The 20,265-nt window shown below is 73.8% G+C and carries 16 protein-coding genes; 4 read left to right on the top strand and 12 right to left on the bottom strand.

Features of this window, described 5'->3' with window-relative positions:
• Positions 1 to 179 precede the first annotated feature (179 nt).
• Genes ACQEVS_RS09110 through ACQEVS_RS09100 form a run of 3 tightly spaced genes read right to left on the bottom strand, consistent with a single transcriptional unit; the run spans position 180 to position 3,302 of the window.
• Positions 180 to 1,025, bottom strand: coding sequence for a sugar ABC transporter permease (locus ACQEVS_RS09110; RefSeq protein ID WP_433017707.1), 846 nt, complete (start codon positions 1,023 to 1,025; stop codon positions 180 to 182).
• Positions 1,022 to 1,990: a carbohydrate ABC transporter permease gene (locus ACQEVS_RS09105; RefSeq protein WP_433017704.1), complete on the bottom strand. Its 969-nt coding sequence runs from the start codon at positions 1,988 to 1,990 to the stop codon at positions 1,022 to 1,024. The genes ACQEVS_RS09110 and ACQEVS_RS09105 overlap by 4 nt, the downstream gene beginning before the upstream one ends.
• Positions 1,991 to 1,994: 4 nt before the next feature.
• Positions 1,995 to 3,302 carry an extracellular solute-binding protein gene (locus ACQEVS_RS09100; RefSeq protein WP_433017701.1) on the bottom strand — a complete coding sequence of 436 codons (1,308 nt, stop codon included), beginning with the start codon at positions 3,300 to 3,302 and terminating at the stop codon, positions 1,995 to 1,997.
• A 562-nt stretch (positions 3,303 to 3,864) separates the two neighbouring features.
• Here ACQEVS_RS09100 and ACQEVS_RS09095 point away from each other — a divergent pair.
• Complete coding sequence (locus ACQEVS_RS09095; protein WP_433017698.1) at positions 3,865 to 5,118, top strand: alpha-amylase; 1,254 nt, start codon at positions 3,865 to 3,867, stop codon at positions 5,116 to 5,118.
• 189 nt (positions 5,119 to 5,307) lie between these two features.
• Positions 5,308 to 5,967, top strand: coding sequence for a TetR/AcrR family transcriptional regulator (locus tag ACQEVS_RS09090; protein ID WP_433017695.1), 660 nt, complete (start codon positions 5,308 to 5,310; stop codon positions 5,965 to 5,967).
• Between the two features lie 279 nt (positions 5,968 to 6,246).
• Here ACQEVS_RS09090 and ACQEVS_RS09085 read toward each other — a convergent pair whose 3' ends face one another.
• From ACQEVS_RS09085 to ACQEVS_RS09060, 6 genes are all read right to left on the bottom strand, one after another.
• The gene (locus tag ACQEVS_RS09085) at positions 6,247 to 8,094 is read right to left on the bottom strand and encodes a hypothetical protein (RefSeq protein ID WP_433017692.1); all 1,848 of its coding nucleotides are present in this window, start codon (positions 8,092 to 8,094) and stop codon (positions 6,247 to 6,249) included.
• Positions 8,095 to 8,794: 700 nt separating this feature from the next.
• The gene (locus ACQEVS_RS09080) at positions 8,795 to 9,589 is read right to left on the bottom strand and encodes a tyrosine-protein phosphatase (RefSeq protein WP_433017689.1); all 795 of its coding nucleotides are present in this window, start codon (positions 9,587 to 9,589) and stop codon (positions 8,795 to 8,797) included.
• Between the two features lie 309 nt (positions 9,590 to 9,898).
• Positions 9,899 to 10,393, bottom strand: a complete 495-nt coding sequence (locus ACQEVS_RS09075; RefSeq protein WP_433017687.1) for a hypothetical protein — start codon at positions 10,391 to 10,393, stop codon at positions 9,899 to 9,901.
• 451 nt (positions 10,394 to 10,844) lie between these two features.
• Entirely contained in the window at positions 10,845 to 11,492 is a 648-nt protein-coding gene (locus tag ACQEVS_RS09070) for a LuxR C-terminal-related transcriptional regulator (RefSeq protein ID WP_433017685.1), read from the bottom strand.
• Positions 11,493 to 11,660: 168 nt separating this feature from the next.
• Complete coding sequence (locus ACQEVS_RS09065; RefSeq protein WP_433017682.1) at positions 11,661 to 12,101, bottom strand: cupin domain-containing protein; 441 nt, start codon at positions 12,099 to 12,101, stop codon at positions 11,661 to 11,663.
• 208 nt (positions 12,102 to 12,309) lie between these two features.
• Positions 12,310 to 13,575 carry a sensor domain-containing protein gene (locus tag ACQEVS_RS09060; protein ID WP_433017679.1) on the bottom strand — a complete coding sequence of 422 codons (1,266 nt, stop codon included), beginning with the start codon at positions 13,573 to 13,575 and terminating at the stop codon, positions 12,310 to 12,312.
• Positions 13,576 to 13,790: 215 nt separating this feature from the next.
• On the opposite strand from ACQEVS_RS09060, the gene ACQEVS_RS09055 reads away from it, so the two are divergent.
• Positions 13,791 to 16,064, top strand: a complete 2,274-nt coding sequence (locus tag ACQEVS_RS09055; protein WP_433017676.1) for an MMPL family transporter — start codon at positions 13,791 to 13,793, stop codon at positions 16,062 to 16,064.
• Positions 16,065 to 16,126: 62 nt separating this feature from the next.
• On the opposite strand, the gene ACQEVS_RS09050 is transcribed toward ACQEVS_RS09055, so the two are convergent.
• The 3 genes from ACQEVS_RS09050 to ACQEVS_RS09040 form a co-directional block, all read right to left on the bottom strand.
• Positions 16,127 to 16,819, bottom strand: a complete 693-nt coding sequence (locus ACQEVS_RS09050) for a winged helix-turn-helix domain-containing protein (RefSeq protein WP_433017673.1) — start codon at positions 16,817 to 16,819, stop codon at positions 16,127 to 16,129.
• 423 nt (positions 16,820 to 17,242) lie between these two features.
• On the bottom strand, positions 17,243 to 18,283 hold the full coding sequence (locus tag ACQEVS_RS09045) for a S66 family peptidase (protein ID WP_433017670.1): 1,041 nt from the start codon (positions 18,281 to 18,283) through the stop codon (positions 17,243 to 17,245).
• 73 nt (positions 18,284 to 18,356) lie between these two features.
• Positions 18,357 to 19,295, bottom strand: a complete 939-nt coding sequence (locus ACQEVS_RS09040; protein ID WP_433017667.1) for a phosphatase PAP2 family protein — start codon at positions 19,293 to 19,295, stop codon at positions 18,357 to 18,359.
• Between the two features lie 179 nt (positions 19,296 to 19,474).
• On the opposite strand from ACQEVS_RS09040, the gene ACQEVS_RS09035 reads away from it, so the two are divergent.
• Positions 19,475 to 20,245 carry an SDR family NAD(P)-dependent oxidoreductase gene (locus ACQEVS_RS09035; RefSeq protein ID WP_433017664.1) on the top strand — a complete coding sequence of 257 codons (771 nt, stop codon included), beginning with the start codon at positions 19,475 to 19,477 and terminating at the stop codon, positions 20,243 to 20,245.
• Positions 20,246 to 20,265 lie beyond the last annotated feature (20 nt).

The raw sequence follows: 20,265 nt of genomic DNA, 5'->3' as shown, positions 1-20,265 counted from the left end.
CCTCAAACTCCCCAGAGGGGGGACCCCCAACGGGCTGGAGTGGGCGCGCTATTCAGCCCGTCCGGCGTTTGAGGACGAGCGGCGAAGCCGCGAAAGGGGGTCTGGGGCGCAGCCCCAGGAATCGGCGAATGGGGGTGCCCCCTCTGGGGGAGGGACCGGGGGCAACCACCCCCGAAGGGCTACCCCTTCGTACCGCCGGCCGTCAGCCCGGCGACAAGGTGCCGCTGGGCGAAGAAGAACGCCAACCCCGCCGGCACGGTGATGAGCACGGCCGCCGCCGTCATCAGCCCCCACTCCGCCTTCTGCTGCCCCACGAACGTCTGAAGCCCCACCGCCAGGGTGTAATGCTTCTCGCTGCTCATGAACTGGCTGGCGAAGGCCACCTCACCCCAGGCGGTGATGAAGGAGTAGAAGCCGGTGACGGCGAGGCCGGGCCGGGCCAGCGGCAGGATGAGCCGCCAGAACGTGCCGAAGGGGGTCAGGCCGTCGACCCGCCCGGCCTCGTCTATCTCGGCGGGTATGGAGTCGAAGTAGCCCTTGAGCATCCAGGCGCAGAACGGCACGGAGATCGAGCAGTAGGTGAGGATCAGGCCGCCGTAGGAGTCCAGCAGCTTCAACTGCCCGAGGATGTTGTAGAGCGGCACGATCAGCACCGCCATAGGGAACATCTGCACCACGAGGAACGTCCACATCAGCGGCCGGCTGCCTGGGAACCGCAGGCGCGACACCGCGTACCCGGCGGTCGCCGCGATCAGCACGCCGACGACGGTCGCCCCCAAGGCGACGATCACCGAATTGCCGAACCAGGTCAGGAACTCGGTCTCGTTGAAGATGTGGGTGTAGTTCCCGAACCCGAACCCCGAGAACCGGGTGGGCTCCTGCCAGCCGTCCCGCCCCCGCAGCGACACGAAGACGATGAAGAGGACGGGGAAGAGGGAGACCAACGAGGCCACGACCAGCGTCGCGTGCAGGGCGACGGACGCGCCCCGGGAACGTTCCCCGCGCGGTCGTACCGTCCGGGTCACCGTGCCTCCTCCTGCCGTGCCAGCAGCCTGCGGTAGAACACGGCGAACACCAGCAGCAGCGAGAGGATGAGGATCCCGTACGTCGCCGAGCCCGCGTAGTCCCGGACGCCCTGGAAGGCGAGCCGGTAGGAGTACGTCACGAGGATCTCGCTCTCGGAGCTCGCGCCCTGCCCGATCAGCAGGTAGATGACCTGGAACATGTTGAACGTCCAGATGGTGCCCAGCAGGATCACCGTCCCGCTCACCGGCCGCAGCCCCGGCAGGGTCACGTGCCGGAACCGCTGCCACGGCGAGGCGCCGTCCATCTCGGCCGCCTCGTGCAGCTCGGCCGGGATGGACTGCAGCCCGCCGAGGATCGCGACCATCATGAACGGCACGCCGAGCCACACGTTGACCGCGACGGCCGACATCTTCTGCAGCGTGCTGTCGCCGAGCCAGTCCACCGCGCCCACGCCCAGCTTCTCCAGCATCGCGTTGAGCACGCCGTACTTCTCGTTGAACATCAGCCGCCACGAGAACGTGGCGACGAACGCCGGCACCGCCCACGGCAGGATCAGCAGCACCCGGTACAGCGCCCGGAAGCGCATCCTGCGGTTGAGCAGCAGGGCCAGGCCGAGGCCGATCGCGTAGTGCAGGAAGACGCAGGCCGCCGTCCAGACGACGGTCCAGCCGAGCCGGCCGTAGAAGTGGCCCTCCTGGCCGGAGAGCACCTTCCAGTAGTTGTCCAACCCGACGAACCGGTACGTCGACGGGATGTGGTTGACGCCGATCGTGCGGCCGACGTTGGCCTCGTTGGCGTCGGTGAGGGAGAGGTAGATCCCCCGGCCCAGCGGATAGCCGACGAGGACGGCGAGGACGACGACCACCGGCAGCACCATCGCCCAGGCGTACCAGTGGGTGTCGAACGACCGGCGGGCACGTGTCGCCAGGCTGGGGCGCGCGGTCGTGGTCACGGCAGCGGTCACGGCATTACTCCTGGACCGCGTAGTCCTTGAGGAGGGCGGACTTCCACTCCTTGGCCGTGGCGTCCAGACCCGCCTGCGGCTCCTCCTTGAGCGTCAGGATCCGCGTGTAGTGCTGGAGCCAGACGGTGAACAGGTCGCCGCCCTGCGGGATCGGCGGGCGCGGGTGCGCCGTGGCCAGCGCGTCGTGGAAGGACTTGCGGACCGGGTCGGCCAGCACCTCCGGCGTGTAGGCCGCCTTGCGCGTCGGCAGCAGTCCGATCGCCTTCGAGATCTCGGTCTGGCGCTCGGCGTCCGTCATGAACCGGGTGAAGAGGTACGACGCGTCGAAGTTCCCCGAACCGGCGTAGACCACCAGGTTGTGGCCGCCCACCGGAGCCCCCGCCACCCCGGTCGACCCCGCCGGCACCGCCGCGATGCCCAGGTTGCCCTTGTCCTTGAACGCCTCGCCGCCGAACAGCTCCTTGGTCGCCCAGGGGCCGTCGACCAGCATCGCCAGCCTGCCGTTCTTGAAGTCCGTCTTCAGCGCGTTGTACCCGTCGGTGCCCGCCGGCTTGGGCGCCGCGCCGGACTTCACCAGGTCCACGGCGGTCTCGATGCCCTTGCGGGACGCCGCGTCGGAAATGGTGATCTTCTTGGCCGCCGCGTCGACCATGTCGCTCTTCTCGCCGTAGAGGAACGGCAGCGAGTAGTAACTGTCCGGGCTGAGGCCGATGCCGTCCGCGCCCGCCTTCTCCTTGATCTTCTTCGCGGCGTCCTTGACCTCCTGCCAGGTGGCCGGCGGCTTCTCCACGCCCGCCTTCTTGAAGAGGTCCTTGTTGTAGAGCAGCCCGAGCGTGTCGGTGACCTGCGGGACGCCGTACGTCTTGCCCTCGTACGCCGCGTTCTTCAGCGGCCCTTCGAGGAAGTCGTCCTGTTTGTCCAGGGCCGGTGTCCCGGTGAGGTCCTTGAGGTAGCCGAGTTGCGCGAAGCCCGGCGTCCAGCCGACGTCCGAGCGGAGCACGTCCGGGGCGCCCTTGCCGGTGGACGCGGCCGTCTTGAACTTCTGCTGCGCCTGGTCGAACGGCACGTTGACGTAATCGACCTTGATCTTCGGGTACTTGGCCTCGAAGTCCTTCACCAGCTTCTTGAACGCCGGCGCCTCGTTGGTCGCGTCCGACGTGTCCCACCAGGTGACCGTCCCGCTCACACTGCCCGGATCCTTCGCCGCCTTGGACCCGTCGCCCCCGCCCCCACCCCCGCCGTCACCACCGCAGGCGGTCGCGGTCAGGGCCAGCACACCGACGACGGCGGCGACCGATATGCCTCTTCGCATCCGGTTCTCCTCTTCACGAGGGCCGATCCAGGAGCGGGCGGCCCGAGCTGAGGAGGAAGCTAACAGGCTGCAATCTCTTGCGAAAGACCTTGCAAGGAGGGAAAGCGGGGATTGCGGCGTCACCGCCGGAGTGTGTCCTGAAGGGTTGACCGGGGCGGGTGGGGCTCGTACGGTCTCGGGGCGCGGGGCTCGCGGAGTGTGCGGGTGGTTTCTTGCGGTGGTTTGCAACGGCCTTGCAGTCCGCTGCCGGGGGCTTTCCGGCGCGCACGGGACCGTTACGGCCGGCCGCGCGGATCTGACCGGCCGCCGCCGAAGCGCCGTTCGCTCGTTCTGCGGCTTCGCTGCTCTGCCTTTCAGTCCTCTGCCTTTCCGTCGTTCGCCGACCGCCGATCCGGGGAGTCGCCATGCCGCGCACCAATGTCCTCCGGCGCACCCTGGCCGCCGTCCTCGCCGTGCTGGCGGGTGCGACCGTGTCCGCGCCCCGGCGCACGCGGGGGCGCGGGGAGCGGCTCCCGGTGAACGGGACGTCACCGCCGTCCTGTTCCAGTGGCGGTACGACGACGTGGCCCGCGAGTGCGGCGCCGCCCTCGGCCCGGCCGGGTACGGCTACGTCCAGGTGTCGCCGCCCCAGGAGCACATCCGGGGGCCGCAGTGGTGGACCTCGTACCAGCCCGTCGGCTACCGCATCGCCGGCCGGCTCGGCGACCGGTCCTCCTTCGCCCACATGGTGACCTCCTGCCACCGGGCCGGGGTGAAGGTCGTCGTCGACGCGGTGCTCAATCACATGTCCGCCGGCTCCGGTACGGGCACGGGCGGAACGCCGTACACGAAGTACGACTACCCCGGCACGTACGGGGACGCCGACTTCCACCGCTGCCGCCGGCCCATCTCCGACTACACCAGCCGGTACGACGTCCAGAACTGCGAACTCGTCGGCCTCGCCGACCTGGACACGGGCAGCGAGGCGGTCCGTGACCGCCTCGCCCGCTACCTCGACGACCTGCTCGCGCTCGGCGCGGACGGCTTCCGGATCGACGCCGCCAAGCACATCCCGAGCACCGACCTGGCGGCCGTCAAGGCGCGGCTGAGCAAGCCGGACGTCTACTGGAAGCAGGAGACGATCTACGGCGCGGGGGAGGCCGTCCGCCCGGAGGAGTACCTCGGCACGGGCGACGTCCAGGAGTTCCGCTTCGCGCGCGAGCTCAAGCGCGTCATGACGCCGGGGCAGGGACACTTGGCCGAGCTGCGGACCTTCGGTGAGGCGCGCGGGTGGGTGCCCGGCGGCAAGGCGTCCGTCTTCGTCGACAACTGGGATACGGAGCGGGACGGCAGCACGCTCAACCGGACGGTGGGGCCCGCGTACGCGCTGGCCAATGTCGCGATGCTGGCGTGGCCTTACGGGTCGCCTGACGTGCACTCCGGGTATGCCTTCAGTGACCGGGATGCCGGTGCGCCGGGGCTTGGGTGGACGTATGAGCACCGGCGGGCGGAGACGGCGGGGATGGTCGGGTTTCGCGGCGCGGTGCGGGGCACGGGGGTCACGCGGTGGTGGGACGACGGTGCGGATGCGGTCGCCTTTGGGCGGGGTGTGAAGGGGTTTGTGGTGATCAATCACGGGCGGAGGACGCTTGAGCGGACGTTCGCGACGGGGTTGCCGGCGGGGGAGCACTGTGACGTGCTCAGTGGGCGCCGTGTACACGTGGGCCGCGACGGCCGGTTGACGGCGAGGGTGGGGGCGGACGCGGCGCTGGCCGTGGTGGTGGAGCCCCGGCCCCGCCCTTTCACCGTTTCTTGCGGGAGGGCCCGCACCCCCTGAAGCGCGCTGCGCGCTCCCCCAGAGAGTCCTCAAGCGCCGGACGGGCTGAACAGTCAGCCCGTCCGGCGTTTGAGGACGAGCGGCGGAGCCGCGACAGGGGGGGCTGGGGGCGCAGCCCCCAGGAATCGGCGAAGGGGTGGGACCGGGGCACCCCACCCCCACCCCCAACCGACCGCTTAGGATGCCCCCATGAATCCCCGGCCGCCCCGCAGAATGGACGTGGAACAGCGCCGCCGGCAACTGATCACCGTAGCCCTGGACCTGTTCAGTGAACGGCCCCCCGAGGACGTCTCCCTCGACGACATCGCCGCGGCGGCCGGCATCTCCCGTCCCCTCGTCTACCACTACTTCGCGGGCAAACGGAGCCTCTACGAGGCGACCCTGCGCCGCGCGGCGGACGACCTCACGGAACTCCTGACGGCGTCGGACCAACTGCCGCCCGGTGAAGGGCTGCTGGCCGTGGCCGGCCGGTTCCTCGACTTCGTCGAGACGCACGGCTCCGGCCGCATCACGCTGCTCCGCGCGCACCCGGACCTGATCGACGAGGTGCGGGACGCGGCGTACGGCCAACTGCTTGCGCACTTGGGCGTCGAGACGCCGGGACCCCGCCTGGAGGTGGTCCTTCGGTCGTGGATCTCGGTCGCGGAGACGGCCGCCCGCTGGTGGCCGGACGGCCGGCGGATCCCGCGCGCGGAGCTGGAGTCGCAGCTCGTGCACTCGTTCGTGGCGCTGACGGCGGTGGGCGCGGCGCACGACGACGGGATGGCGGCCGTGCTGCGCCGGATCGTGGCCGAGGAGCCGGCGGACGGCCCGTTCACCGAGGCGGCGACGGCGCTGGCCGCGCTCTGACCGCACGCGACCGCGGCGTCACCGCGGCCCGGTCCTGGTGCCGCCGTCGACCCGGCCCCGGCGTCATCGCCGGCCCGGCCGCGGCGTCGCCGTCGGACCCGATCACGGCCACGGTTCCGGCCTCGACGCCACTGAGACCCAGCGCTGCCCAGGCCCAGCGCCGCCGACGCCCGGCCGGCGGTGACGCCGCGCCCGACCCCGGCCACCGCGCCCGACCCCGGCCACCGCGCCCGACCCCGGCCACCGCGCCCGACCCCGGCCACCCCACTGCCCCCGGCGTCACCGCAGCGCGGCCACCCGCTTCCCGTCCCGCGTCCGCCCGGCCAGCCGGGCCACCGCGCCCTGCCCGGCGGGGAGGGCGAGGACCGGGCCGGTCCCGGTGCCGTGGACCCCGCCCGTCGCGGTGATCGAGGCGACGTCCGGGCTGCCCGCCGCCAGCGCGTACCAGTTCCCGCCCGGCGACTTCCACAACGCGCCCGCCAGGACGTGCGGTTGGCGGGTGCCACAGGCGGGGGAGTCCTCCGCCCGGGCGACGACGGCCGCCTGGGCGCCGGGCCGGCCGCCGGGCGTCAGGAATCCGGCGACCGCGCGGCTGCCCGCTCCGCGCCAGGTCTCCGCGCGGGTGCACAGCCACTCCGCGACGCCGGCTCCGCCGGGCAGTGGCTGCCGGGCGAACTGCCAGGTGTTGACGGTCCGTACGCCCTGCGAGCGCAGGCTCGGCAGCAGGCAGGCGGTGTGCGCCCAGGCGGCGCGCTCGGGCGCGCCCGCGTCGGCATCCCCGGGCGCCCCGCCCGTGAGCCGCGCGGGGACGAGCTCGCCGAGGTCCGTCGCCAGCCGGCCGCCCAGCTGGAGCACCGGCCAGGACCGGCAGTCGCCCGCCGCGGCCGGGCCGGCCGTCGGGTCGGTCACCCCGTCCGCGGCGCGGTGCAGCGGCTGGGCGGCCCCGGCGGGGTCGAGGAGGTCGCGGACGGCCGACGAGGTGACCCAAGGGGCCGTGAGATAGCGGACGTTGCCGTCGGTGCGGCCGAGGACGACGGCCGTCGCCGTGTCCGCGTCCGCCGCGTCGGTCCGCGCGAAGTCCAGGGCGGCGGCCGTGTCGTCGCCGTTCCTCGGTTCGGCGTACCGGACGACGCGCAGGCCGTCGTAGAGCAGGACGACCACCGCCGAGTCCACCGCGCCCGCGTACAGCAGCTGCGGCGGGCCGGGCGCGGGGCCGGCCGGGGTGCCGGGGGTGGCGGTCACCTGGACCGTGCTCCCCGGGCGGGCCCAGACGGACAGCGCCCGGCGGAGCAGGGCCTCGTCGTCCGTGCGGTCGCCGCGCGCGGGCCAGGAGGCGAAGCCCGGGCGGTCCGCGCGGCGCCAGGCGTCGGCCGGGGCGCGGGTCAACTGGGCCGGGTCGAGGGCCTGTTCGGCGGCGGCGTTCCGGGCGTACGCGGGGGCCGCGGCGCCGTCGGGCCCCCACCCGCCGCCCGGCACGGCGAGCAGCGCGCCGCAGACCGCGGTCGCCGCGAGGGCGGCCGCCGCGGCGCGCAGGTGCTGGCGGCGGCGCATCAGGTCGGTGGGACGGGCCTGCAACGAGCAGGGGTCGAACTCCGCCGACTCCAGCAGCGCACCGTCACGGGACCCCGCCGGCACCTGGACGGCCGCGGCCTCGGCGAGGGCCGCGGCCGGCTCGGCCACCCCGGCCGCCGCCAGCAGCGCCCGCACCTCCCGGTCGGACGACAGCTCCAGGGCGCGCAGCACGAACGCGGCCCGGGCGGGCGGCGAGAGCCGGCCGAGCGCCTGGTCCAGGGCCAGTTCGTCGGCGCCACCCGAGCGGGGGAACAGGCGCAGGCCCCACACCTGCGGCAGCGGCGGCGGCAGCAGCCCGGGCCGCGGCGGCCACAGCCGGCCGCGCGGCCGGCCCGCCGCCAGCGCGCCGCGCAGGACCCGCAGCCGGACGTAGGCGTAGCCGGGGTCGTCGTTCCGCCGCTCCTCCGGCCCGCGCGGGCCCGGGACGGTGTCCGGGGCGCACTCGACGAGGCTCACCCGGTTGCGCGGCAGCGACCGCTGCACCAGCGCGTGCGCCGTGAGGACCCTGCGGTTGCGGCCGAGACCGGAGGGGAGTACGAGGTAGCCCAGCCGCACCAGGCGGGGGTAGTGCTCGACGATCGCGGCCTCGGCCTGCTCGATGTCGAGGGGACAGAGGGCGCCGGAGGTGTCGGGGGTGCTGGGGTGACCGTCGGGGGCGTCGGTGCCGGCGGGGGCCGGGGGGCTGTCGCTTGCTGCTCCACGTCGGTAGAACGAGTGAATGGTGGGATGGTCACCTCACCCCGCCGAGCGACGGCGCACGGGTGCGCGGCCCGGCTGGGGGAGGGGCATTCACGCCCTGCGGTGGGGCCGGGACCCGCGGATGGCGGCTTGCGCGCCCGCCCGTGCGGCGCCTCGGCGAGCGGAGCGCCCGGGGCGGCACCATCGGATCACCGAGGGCCGGGCGCCTGCGCGTCCGTACGCCTCCGTGTCCGATGCGCTCGCGCCTGCCGCGGGGCCGGGCGTCTGGATGGTGGCGTGCGAGCCCGCGTGTGTGCGGCGCCTTCGTGAGGGGAGTGCCCAGGGGCACCATCGGATCACCGAGGGCCGGGCGCCTGCGTGTCCGTGCGCTTCCGTGTCCGGTGCGCTCGCGCCGTGCCGCGAGGCCGGGCGTCCTGGGTGGCGGCCGTCCGTGCCCGCGCGCGTGCGGCGCCTTCGCGAAGGGAGCGCCCGAGGGTAAGGCCGGACCGTCGGACCGCCGAGGGCCGGGCGCCGCGCGTCCGTACGCCCCCGCGCCCGACGCGTTCCGCGCGCGGCCCTACGCCACGTACCGCGCGCGGATCCGGTTCACGGCCGTGTCCGGGACGCCCAGGCCGACGCGTACGTACCCCTCGACCGTCCCGTACAGCCGACGTACCTCCTCCAGCGCCGCCGCCAGGTACGCCGGGCGGACGCCGAAGACCGCGGAGGCGATCTCGGGGTCGCCGCCGGCCGCGGCGAAGTGGTCGGTGATGGGGGCGAAGGCGGCCCGTACCGCGGGCGCGACCGCCAGGTACTCCTCCTCCGCCGTCTCCCGGGAGGCGCCGAGCAGCAGCAGGAGGACCGTGGCGGCCCAGCCGGTGCGGTCCTTGCCGGCGGTGCAGTGGAACAGGAGCGGCCCGCAGTCGGGTTCGGCGAGGGTGGTGAACAGCCGGCCGTAGGCACGGCAGGCGGCGTCGGAGGTGACGAACGCGCGGTAGGACTCGCACATCAGCTTTTCCGCCTTGCCGCCGCCGAGGCGTTCGTCCGCGGCGGCCGGGTTGCCGAGCACCGACTCGATGCGCGCCGGCATCGCCGCGCCGCCCGGGAGCGTCCCCTCGGCGAGGACGTCGGCGACGATCAGCCGGGCGCCGCGCGGGAGCCGGTCCGGGTGCTCGCGGCGCTCGTTCTCGCTGCGGAGGTCCACCACCGTGCGGATGCCGAGCGCGGCGACGGCCGGGTCCGCGGCCGGGTCGTGCCGGTCGAGCTGGCCGGAGCGCAGCAGCAGGCCGGGGCGGACGGCGGAGTTGCCCACGAGCGCGATGCCTCCGAGGTCGCGGAGGTTGATGATGGTCGAGGCGTCGAACTGCGGCATGCGCGCGTCTCCCTCTTGTCGGCCTTCGGCACTGTCGCGGGCGTTTTTCCGCTTTCCACTTTTATTGTGGAGAACCGTAGCCGAGCCCGCGACGGCACCGCCGTGCGAGGGTCGCTTCACGAGGGCGAGGAGAGGCGCGGAACCGTACCCGGGCGCCCGGGAAAAGCCGTACGCCCCCTCCCGGCCGGACGCGCGTACTCCGTACGGCCGTGGGAGAGGGCGGACGCGGGGTGCGGGGCCGTACGATGCCCCGCACCCCACGCGTTCGCGGTCTCACCGCCTGTCGGGGCTGTCCGGGCTGACCCGCGCTCAGAAGCTGAACGGGCCCGGCGTCTGCTTGGTGACCGCCTTGCAGGTGTTGTTGACACCCAGGATCGACAGTCTCGCCGAGACGTCGGGGCTGCCCGCCGCCGGGATGTACGAGTCGAGCTTGTCGCCCGCCTTGACCTGCGCCTTCAGCGGGCCGACGGTCACCTTCGTGTTGGCCGGGATGGCCGGGTTCGAGGTGCCGGAGAAGGTCACCGTCGTGCCGTCGGGGCGCTGGAGGGTGAGCGACGTGGAGGTGGAGTTCGCCGGGATGTCCACCGGGAAGAGGTGCTGGTCGTTGCTGAGGTAGAGGGAGCCGACGCCGTTCTCGGCCGATCCCTCGAGGCTGATGTTCAGCACGCCGAACTGGCCGCAGTCGTACTGCGCCGTGGCGGACTGCTTGACGGCGCACTCCTGGGCCGCGATGGCGGGGGCGGCGGCGCCCAGGCCGAGCAGCGCGGTGGAGGCGATGACGGCGGTCTTCATGGACAGTCGCATGGTGGGTGCTCTCCTGATCCGTGAACGTCTGACCCCTGCCGATCGGGCAGGGCAGGGCGAAGGGAACCGACCTGGAGCCGGCGGCGCGTCCGGTGCGTGGGTGGGGGAGAGAAGAGGACGGACCGGTTCGAGGGGTCACCGGCCGCCGGGGCGGCGGGACCGTGCGTGCCGTGCTGCCGTGCGGGTCGGATAACGGTCGGAAAAAGCGGAGGACTTCCTTCTTTATGGGTGGAAGTCCCGTGCTGCGCAGCGCCGTTGACGATAGCACCAGGATGCACACCGACAACAGTGAGTTTCGGAAGCCTCAAAGGGCGCGCGGCGCGGGGATGCGCGTGGTGTGAGGGGCGTGCGCGGGTCACGCGCGGAGTGCGCGCCCCACACCGCCACGCCCCCACATCGCCAGGCCCCCACGCCCCCGCCTCACCGCACTCCCGCTCCCCGTGCCCCCGCCTCACCCCCGGTCCAGATACGCCAGCACCGCCAGCACCCGCCGGTTGTCGTCGTCGGACGGGGAAAGTCCCAGCTTCCCGAAGATGTTGGAGGTGTGCTTGGCCACCGCCCGCTCGGTGATGACGAGTCGCTCGGCGATGGCCGTGTTCGACCGGCCCTCGGCCATCAGCTCGATCACCTCGCGCTCGCGCGGCGTCAGCCGGGCCATCGGGGCGTCCTGCGAACGCCGGGTCAGCAGCTGGGAGATGACCTGCGGATCCATCGCCGTACCGCCGCCGGCCACCCGCCGTACCGCGTCCACGAACTGCTCCGCGTCGAAGACCCGGTCCTTGAGCAGGTAGCCGACCCCGCCGGTGCCATCGGCCAGCAGCTCCTGCGCGTACAACTGCTCCACGTGCTGCGACAGCACCAGGACCGGCTGCCCCGGGACGGCCCTGCGCGCGGCCAGCGCGCACTGCAGGCCCTCGTCGGTGAACGACGGCGGCAGCCGGACGTCCACCACCGCCACGTCCGGACGCAGCTCCGTCAGCGCCTTGCTCAGCTCGGGGCCGCTCTCCACCGCGGCGACGACCTCGAAGTCGTAGGCCTCCAGCATCCTCACCAGCCCGTCGCGCAGCAGGAAGAGGTCTTCGGCGATGACGACGCGCACAACGGCTCCACAGTGATGATCAGGCCCGTGCCCCCGTGGGCCCGGTGTCACCATGGTCTCTTACAAGCCACCCTCGCCGCTCCGGTCACAGCTCCGGTCACAGCTCCGGTCACAGCTCCGGTCACGGTTCCGGCCGCCGTTCCGGCCGGCGTCTCGCCAACGCCCCGGTCACCCCTCCATGGTGAAGTCCGCGGGGTCGAAGCCGGGGGCCACCACGCAGGAGACCAGCACCGGTTCGTCGCCGGCGGGCTCGGCCGACTGCCACACCCCGCCCGGGACCAGCACCTGCGGCCACTGTCCGGTCTCGGCCACCGGACCGAGGAGCCGTTCGGAGTCGCCTTCCGCCCCGGCTTCCCCTCCGGCCCCCTCCAGGCGCATCCGCAGCGGGCCGCCGCGGTGCCACAGCCACAGCTCGTCGGAGCGCACCCGGTGCCGGCGGGAGCGCTCGCCCGGGTGCAGCAGGTAAAGGATCGCGGTCGCGAACGGCCGCGGGCCCGGGTAACCGTCGGGCACCGCGGTGCGGGAGGTGCGCCACGTCTCGCGGAACCAGCCGCCCTCCTCGTGCGGGCGCAGTCCGTAGAGGGTCACCAGGGGCGAGGTCTCCGGCATGCGTCCACTGTGCCATCGCGCCGGCCCCGCCGCCGCCCGGCGATGAGACGGGCGGTACGGGCGGGGCCGGAGTTTCCGGAGGGACGAACGGGTTCGGTCAGCCGGTCTCCCGGGGGTTTCCGGAGGGGCGAACGGGATCGGTCAGCCGGTCTCCCGGGTGCTTCCGGAGGGATGAACGGGATCGGCAGCCGGTCTCCCGGGCGTTCCCTCAGCCGGCCACCGCCGTCAGGGCGCACGGGATCTCGATCGTGACCATCGTCGGCCCGCCCGGCGGACTGCTGACCGCCAGGACCCCGTCGAACGCCCCGAGCCGCCGCTCGACCCCCAGCAGCCCGGTGCCGCCGCCGGTGTCGGCGCCCCCGCGGCCGTCGTCGGTGACGGCGGCCCGCAGCATCCCGTCGGCGTGGTACAGGTCGATCCGGATCAGGCGGGCGCCGGAGTGCTTGACGGCGTTGGTGAGCAGCTCGCTCACGGCGAAGTACGCGGCGGACTCGATCGGTTCGGGCGCCCGGCCCGGCAGGTCCACCGCCGTCTCGACGGGCAGCGGCAGCCGCAGCGCCAGTGCTCGGACGGCGTCTCCAAGGCCGCGTTCGGCCAGCACCGGCGGGTGGATGCCGCGTACCAGGTCGCGCAGTTCGGTCAGGGCCTCGGCGGAGTCCGCGCGGGCGGCGGCGAGCAGCCGCTTGGCCTGCGCCGGGTCCTTCTCGATCAGCGCCTCTACGGTGCCCAGGCTCATGCCCATGGCGACCAGCCGCGCCTGCGCGCCGTCGTGCAGGTCCCGTTCGATGCGCCGGAGTTCGGCGGCGGAGCTGTCCACGGCGTCGTGCCGGGTCTCCGTCAGGTGCTCGATGCGCAGCGCCATCTCCCGCTGCGGCGTGGGCCGCAGGAGCGTGCGGGCCAGCCGGAAGTCGGTGCGCAGCAGGAACGGGGCGAAGGCGACGCCGAGGATCGCGTACACCGCGCCCAGGGCGGCGGCCATATTGGCCGTGTTCTGGTCGTCGACGGGCAGGAAGGTGAACCACACGTTGCCGCCGGCCTCGACGATCGGCTTCCACACGCCGGCGGCCAGGACGATGCCCCACGGCAGGTAGAGGACGAGCGAGGCCGGCAGCGCGGCCAGCAGGGAGCCGGCGATCATGTCGACCAGCAGCCACTGGAGGTCGCGCCAGGTGGCCGGGTCGCGCAGCAGTGCCTGGGTGCGCTCGGCCTGGCCCACGAAGCCGCCGCGCGTGGGCAGCGGCTGGTACGGGCTGGGGATCCGGATGTCCACCCACTCCAGGGACCGCGCCCTGCGCCGGTCCGCGTAGGCCCGTAGGACCTTCATGGCGTGCGGAGTGGTGAGGACGCCGATCCCGACGGGGACCAGGCAGAGCGACGTCACCACGTAGGTGTAGACGAGGGTCGATCCCACCACCCCCGACCACGCGAGTCCCGTGGACCTCGCGAGGGCGCTGAAAGCTCTGCTGATCCTCATGGATTCTTCGTTCCCCCGTTGTTCCGTGACCCCGTCCGGGGCGGTCGCCCCCGGATCCGGCCCCCAGTCTGCCGCCCCGCCGGCCGCCCGGTCACGGGGTGCAGACGGCGGACCGGGGGTGTACCTGGCAACACCCTCTCACCTGGCCTTCGGTCCCGGCGACAGGGGTGCGGGACGGCTGGGGAGGCGCGGCTTCCGTTCGTAGCGTCTGGGGCATGACGATCCCCACGAACCCCGGGCCGGCGTCCGGGGCCGTACCCCCGTCGGCGTCCGGGCCGGACCACCGACTCGTGTCCCCGCCGGCGTCCGGGCCGGAGCACCGGCTCGTACCCCCGCCCGCGCCCCGCCCCGTCCCGCGCCTCAACCTGGCCGCCCGGCTGGGGCTTTGGAGCGCCCGGCACCGCCGGACCGCCGTCCTCGGCTGGCTGCTGCTCGTCGTGCTGACGTCCGTGCTCGGCGGCATGGCGGGCACGGCCGAGATGACCCCCGCCGAACAGGGCGCCGGGGACTCCGCCCGCGCCGAGCGGATCCTCGCCGACGCGGGCATCAAGGAGCCCGCCGGCGAGACGGTGATGATCTCCGGGCGGGCGCCGGGCGACTGGCGGGCCGCCGCCGGCGGTCTCGGCCGGGCCCTCGACGCCACCGGCGTCACCACCGGCCGCAAGCCGCCGGTGCCGTCCGCCGACGGCCGGGCCGCCCTGATCCGGTTCGCCGTCAAGGGCGACCCGGCGACGGCGGGGGATCGGGTGGGGCCCGTCACCGACGCGGTCGCGGCGGCCCGCAAGGCCCATCCCGGCCTGGTCTTCGACGAGTACGGCGAGGCCGTCGCCGGGAAGTGGCTCGACGACGTGCTCGGCGACGACTTCGCCACCGCCGAGTGGACGGCCGTCCCCCTCGCCCTCGGCATCCTGCTCGTCGTCTTCGGCGCGGTGGTCGCCGCCCTGCTGCCCGTCGGCCTCGCCGTCACCGCGTTCATCGCCGCCAACGGCCTGCTCGCCCTCGCCAGTCACGCCCTGCACGTGTCACCGACGACCGGCTCCGTGATGCTGCTCATCGGCCTCGCCGTGGGCGTCGACTACTGCCTCTTCTACCTGCGGCGCGAACGCGACGAACGGGCCGCCGGACGCGACCCGGAGACCGCCCTGCGCATCGCCGCCGCCACCAGCGGCCGGGCCGTCCTCGTCTCCGGGCTCACGGTGATGGTCGCGATGGCCGGGATGTTCCTCTCCGGGCTGATGCTCTTCGAAGGGTTCGCGCTCGCCACCATCCTCGTCGTGTTCATCGCGATGGCCGGTTCCGTCACCGTCCTGCCCGCGCTGCTCTCCTGGCTGGGCGACCGGGTCGGCAAGGGCCGGATACCGCTGCCGCGCGGCAGGCGCGCCCGCCGGCGTCCCGCCGGGCGGATCTCCGGCGCGGTGCTCCGGCCCGTCCTCGGCCGCCCCGGCCTGATGGCCGCCGCGGCGACCGCCGTCCTCCTCGTCCTCGCCCTGCCCGCCCTCGGCATGCGGACCGAACAGCTCGGCCTGGAACGGCAGATGCCGGCCGGCGCCCCGCTGCGCACCTCGTACGAGCGGATCACCGCCACCTTCCCCGGCGGCCCGGCCCCCGCGAAGGTCGTGGTCCGGGCGGACGACGTGACCTCGCCCCGGTTCACCGCGGCCGTCGCCGAGTTCAGGCGGCGGGCGGCGGAGAGCGGACGGTTCGGGAAGGACGTCACCGTCACACCGCACCCCCGGCAGCACGTGACGGAGATCCTGGTACCACTGGCGGGACCGGGCGGCGAAGGGGGTACGGACCGGGCCGCCCGGCGCGCCCTGGACACGCTCCGGGACGACCTGGTGCCGCGCACCCTGGAGCCCGTGGCCCGCGAGGCCAAGGTCACCGGGCCGCTCGCGTCCTCCGCCGACTTCACCGACCGGCTCGGCGACGGCATCGTGCCGGTCTTCCTGTTCATCACCGCCGTGACGTTCCTGCTGATGCTCGCGTCGTTCCGGTCCTGGCCCGTCGCCGTGGCCACGGTCCTGCTCAACCTGCTGTCCGTGGCCGCCGCGTACGGGGTGCTCACCGCCGTCTTCCAGCACGGCTGGGGCGCGTCGTGGCTGGGCGTGGAGAGCGCCGGCGCGGTCGAGGCGTGGCTGCCGCTGTTCGTGCTCGTCATCCTCTTCGGACTGTCGATGGACTACCACGTCTTCGTCGTCTCGCGGATCCGCGAGGCCCGGCTGTCCGGGCTCACCGCCCCGGAGGCCATCCGGGACGGCATCCGCTCGACGGCCGGCGCCGTCACCGGCGCCGCCGCCATCATGGTCGCCGTCTTCGCGGTCTTCGCCACTCTGTCGATGCAGGACATGCAGCAGATGGGCGTGGGTCTGGCGGTCGCGGTCCTGCTGGACGCCACGGTGGTGCGGATGGTGCTGCTGCCGGCGGTGCTGGCCCTCCTCGGCGAACGCGGCTGGCGGACGGCGCGGATGTCGCGGACGCCGAGGAACTGACGGGACGTCGGATAGCCGCCGGGGGCGCGTACGCCGCGTACGCCGGGGGAACTGATGAGGTGTCAGACCGACGTCAGGGGCGCGTACTTGTAGCCGACGCGGCGCACGGTGACGATCGACGACCGGTGCTCCGCCCCCATCTTGCGGCGGAGCCTGGCCACGTGCACGTCGACCGTACGGCCGTCGCCGACGTGCCCGTAGCCCCACACGGTGGTCACCAACTGGTCGCGGGTGTGCACCCGGTGGGGATGGGCCACCAGGTGGGCCAGCAGCTCGAACTCCAGGTAGGTGAGGTCCAGCGGCCGGCCCGCGACGCGGGCGATCCGCTGGTCGGGATCGATGCTCACCAGGCCGTCGCCCCGGCCGGCGGAGTCGGCGCCGGGGCCGGCGCCGGGATTGATGCCGGGACCGGTGCCGGGGAGGCTTCCGGCCGGCTCCCCGGCGGTCACGTGGGCGGCACCGATACCGCCGACACCGCCGGCAGGCTGCAGGTCGGCCGGTACGAGCACCAGGTAGCCGATCATCGGCGGCCGGCCCGGCAGCACCGGCAGCGCCTCCTGCGGCGCCGGCAGCCAGGTCGTCCCCGGGTGCAACAGGTCGGCGACCGGCGGCGCCTCGTCGGGAGCGACGGCGCGGAGACGGTGCCGCTGGGCCGGGAGGGAGGCGGCGGGATGGGCGGGCCGGACGGCTCGGGCGGGGCGGACGGGAGAGGGGGTCGGGGTCGCAGCGGCGGTCAGCGTACGGAAGTTCGACATGAGCTCAGCTCTTTCGCGCGATGGCCGTCGAAAAGACGTGCTGGGCGCGGGCCGTTGGCCGGCAATGGTGCCGGCGGCTGACTTCGACGGGGGTCAGCGAGGGAGGTGGGCCTGCGCGGAAGGACACGCGCGACAACACACTCGGTCGAAGTCGTGGTGCTGACGGGACGGCCAGAAGGGCTCGAGGTCGCTGCGACCCTTCGCGATGTTCCGGTGGCTGGCCATGCCCCTATTGAAGCACGGCCGCGGGCGGGGGAGCAGGCCCGTTCCGGGCATGTGACCAGGAACGCGGGGGGCGGGGGCTGTCCTGGGCCCTGTGCGTCAGCCCCCACTCCTGGGCGGCGTCCGTCCTCCGCCCCTGCGCGTCAGCCCCCGCCCCCGCGCATCCGTCCTCCGCCCCTGCGCGTCCGTCCTCCCCGCGCGTCAGTAGGTGACCGTGATCCGCCGCGCCGGCCCGTCCACCCGGACCGTGCCCCCGTACGGGATCACCTGCTGCGGATCGGTGTGCCCGAGGTCGACGTCGAAGACGGCCGGCACGTCGGGGGCGTACTCGTCGAGCGCGCGCTCCACCGCCGCCCGCAGCGCCCGCCGATAGGCGTCCGCCTCCTCGGGGCCGCGCCGCCGGTCCAGCGACCAGCCCTTCGCCCGCCCCACCAGGACGGCGGGGAAACGGCACAGCACTCCGCGTTCGCCCAGGGAGCGCAGTACCCGATAGACGTCGGCGGGGCGCGGCTGGTCCTCCGAGGTCTCGAAGAAGAACACGCATCCGTCGTACGCCGCCGGCTCCCGGATCTCCCGGTCCGCCATGAGCAGCCAGGACAGGATCTCGATGTTGCCGCCCCAGGAGACGCCCTCCACCACCCGGTCGGGGTTCCGCCAGGCCCACCCCTGACAGGGGCGCATCGGGGGTGCGCTCCGGAACGTCTCGGGGTCGTCCCAGGGCCGGTCGACCTCGTTGAACTCCCGCGCCTCGACGAGTTCGTACGGCCCGGAGCCGAACAGCGCCGCCCGCAGCGAGGCCGCGGTCACGGGATGCAGGGCCCCGGGCCGGCCCAGTTCCACCATCACGCTCGCTCCGTGGTAGCTCACGATGCCGGAATTCCACAGCCACGCGTGGAGGTTGGTGTTGTCGCTGTAACCGAAGAAGGGCTTGGGATGCGCGCGGATCAGGTCCCGGTCCAGGTGGGGGAGGACGGTCAGCTGGTCGTCGCCGCCGATGCTGCTGAACACCGCCGCGATGTCCGGATCCGCGAAGGCGGCGTGCAGATCGTCCGCCCGCTCGCGCGGCGACGCCCCCATCTTCCTGGTCGCCGGATACTCCACCGGCACCAGCCCGAACTCCTCCCGCAGCCGCCGCAGTCCGAGCTCGAAGGGGAGGGGGAGGAGTCCGGGCAGTCCGGACGAGGGGGACACGACGGCGACACGGTCACCGGAGCGGGGCTTCGACGGGTACTGGGGGCGCATGCGGGTCACCCTAGGGGTGGGTGGGGTGGTGCGCCTGTGAGTTGTGGGGGGACGGGGTGGGCGGGCTTGGCCGTCAGGCGGGGTCGGAAGTGTCGGGTGCGCCGGGCGGTCCGGTGGGGTCGGAGGGGCTGGACGTTTCAGAGGGGTTGGAGGGATGGGAGGGGGGCAGGGGGCGGGTGCGGCCGAGTGTGCCGGACGGGCCGGGGGAACCGCTGCCACTGCCGCCGCTCCCGCCGTCCCCGCTTCCCTTTCCATTTTCTCCGTCGCCCCTGCCGCCCCCGCTGTCCCCACCATTCCTGCCGCCCCTCCGGCCCTCGCGCAGGACGGACCCGTACCGCGTGGCGGGCAGAAAACGGAGGGCGGCCCACGCGCAGGCGCCCAGCCAGGCCGTGGCGAACAGCCAGCCGCCGACGACGTCGGTGAACCAGTGCACCCCGAGATACGCGCGGCTCAGCCCCACCGTCACCGCCCAGCACCCGGCCACCGTCACCACGGGCCCGGCGGCCCGGCGGGAGCGGAGCAGGACGGCGGCGGCGATCAGGCCCGCCGTGATGGCCGAGGTGGAGGTGTGGCCGGACGGGAACGACCAGCCGTCGGCGTGCGTCGCCCAGCCGTCGACGGGCGGCCGGGGCCGGGCGACCGACTCCATCACCGCGTACCGGATGGCCTGCCCGCAGCCCAGGACGGCCACCGCCACGCCCGCCGCCCACGGCTTCCGCCGTCCGTCGCGCACGGCGAGGCACCCGGCGAGGAGGGCCAGCAGGTAGGGGTAGGGGCCGGTGCCGGTGGCGGTGACCGCCCGGGCGGCGGAGACCCCGACGGCCGGCCGGTGGGCGAGCGCCCAGCTCCGTACGTCCACGTCGACCGGGAACCCGCCCTTGCCGTGCCGGAGCACCAGCACCGCCACCACGACGAGCCCGGCCAGGGCGGCCCCGGCCGAGACCCCTGCCGCGGTCCCGGCCCGTGCGCCGCGCCCGCGGCTCTCGCCGGTCCCCGAAGAACGTGCGGTCACCGCTGGGATCCCTTCATCCTGTGCGAGCGCCTCGGGGACTGGAGACGACCCCGGGAAGGGGGAAGGTTCCGGTCCCGGCGAGCCGTCCGGGTGGTCGTGAGAGCGCGAGGGTGGTGGTGTCGACAACAGGTTCGGCGAAAGCTCCCCAGACCCTTGCCCGCGATCCGACGATATGAGGCATGAATCGTTTCACCGACAAGACGGTCCTGATCACCGGCGGTACCAGCGGCATCGGCCTCGCCACGGCCCGGCGCCTCCTCGACGAGGGCGCGCACGTGGTCGTCACGGGCCGGGACGACGTCCGACTCAAGGCCGCGGTCGAGGATCTCGGCGAGGCCCTCGGCGGTGACCCGGACCGCGTCCTAGCCGTCCGCGCCGACGCCGCCTCCCCGGCCGACCTCGACGCGCTGATGCGGCGCGTGGCGGCCTGGCGTGGCGGCCTGGACGCGGTCTTCGCCAACGCGGGCGTCGGCGTCTTCAAACCTGCCGCCGAGCTGACCGAGGACGACGTGGACCGGATGCTGGACGTCAACGTCAAGGGCGTCTTCTACACGGTGCAGAAAGCGCTGCCGCTCCTGCGGAAGGGCGGCGCGGTGGTCCTCAACGCCTCCTGGACCCTGCACCGCGGCATGGCCGTCGCCTCCGTCTACTCCGCGGGCAAGGCGGCCGTGCACAACCTGGCCCGCACCCTCGGCGCCGACTTCGCGCCGCGCGGCATCCGCGTCAATTCCGTCAGCGCCGGCTACATCGACACCGAGATGTACCGGGAGTCCGTCACCGACCCCGCCCAGCACGCCCGCAACGCCGCCGACGTGCCACTCGGCACCCTGGGGCGGCCGGAGGACATCGCGGCGGCGGTGGCCTTCCTCGCGTCGGACGACGCCGCGTACATCACCGGGCAGGACCTGATCGTCGACGGCGGCCTCGTCGGCTCGCTCCCGCAGCGCTGAGGGGCGCGCGAATGAAGGCG

Source organism: Streptomyces sp. CA-181903 (assembly GCF_050937075.1).
In the GTDB taxonomy this organism is placed as follows: Bacteria; Actinomycetota; Actinomycetes; order Streptomycetales; family Streptomycetaceae; genus Streptomyces.
This window is presented reverse-complemented; position numbering and strand designations above follow the sequence as displayed.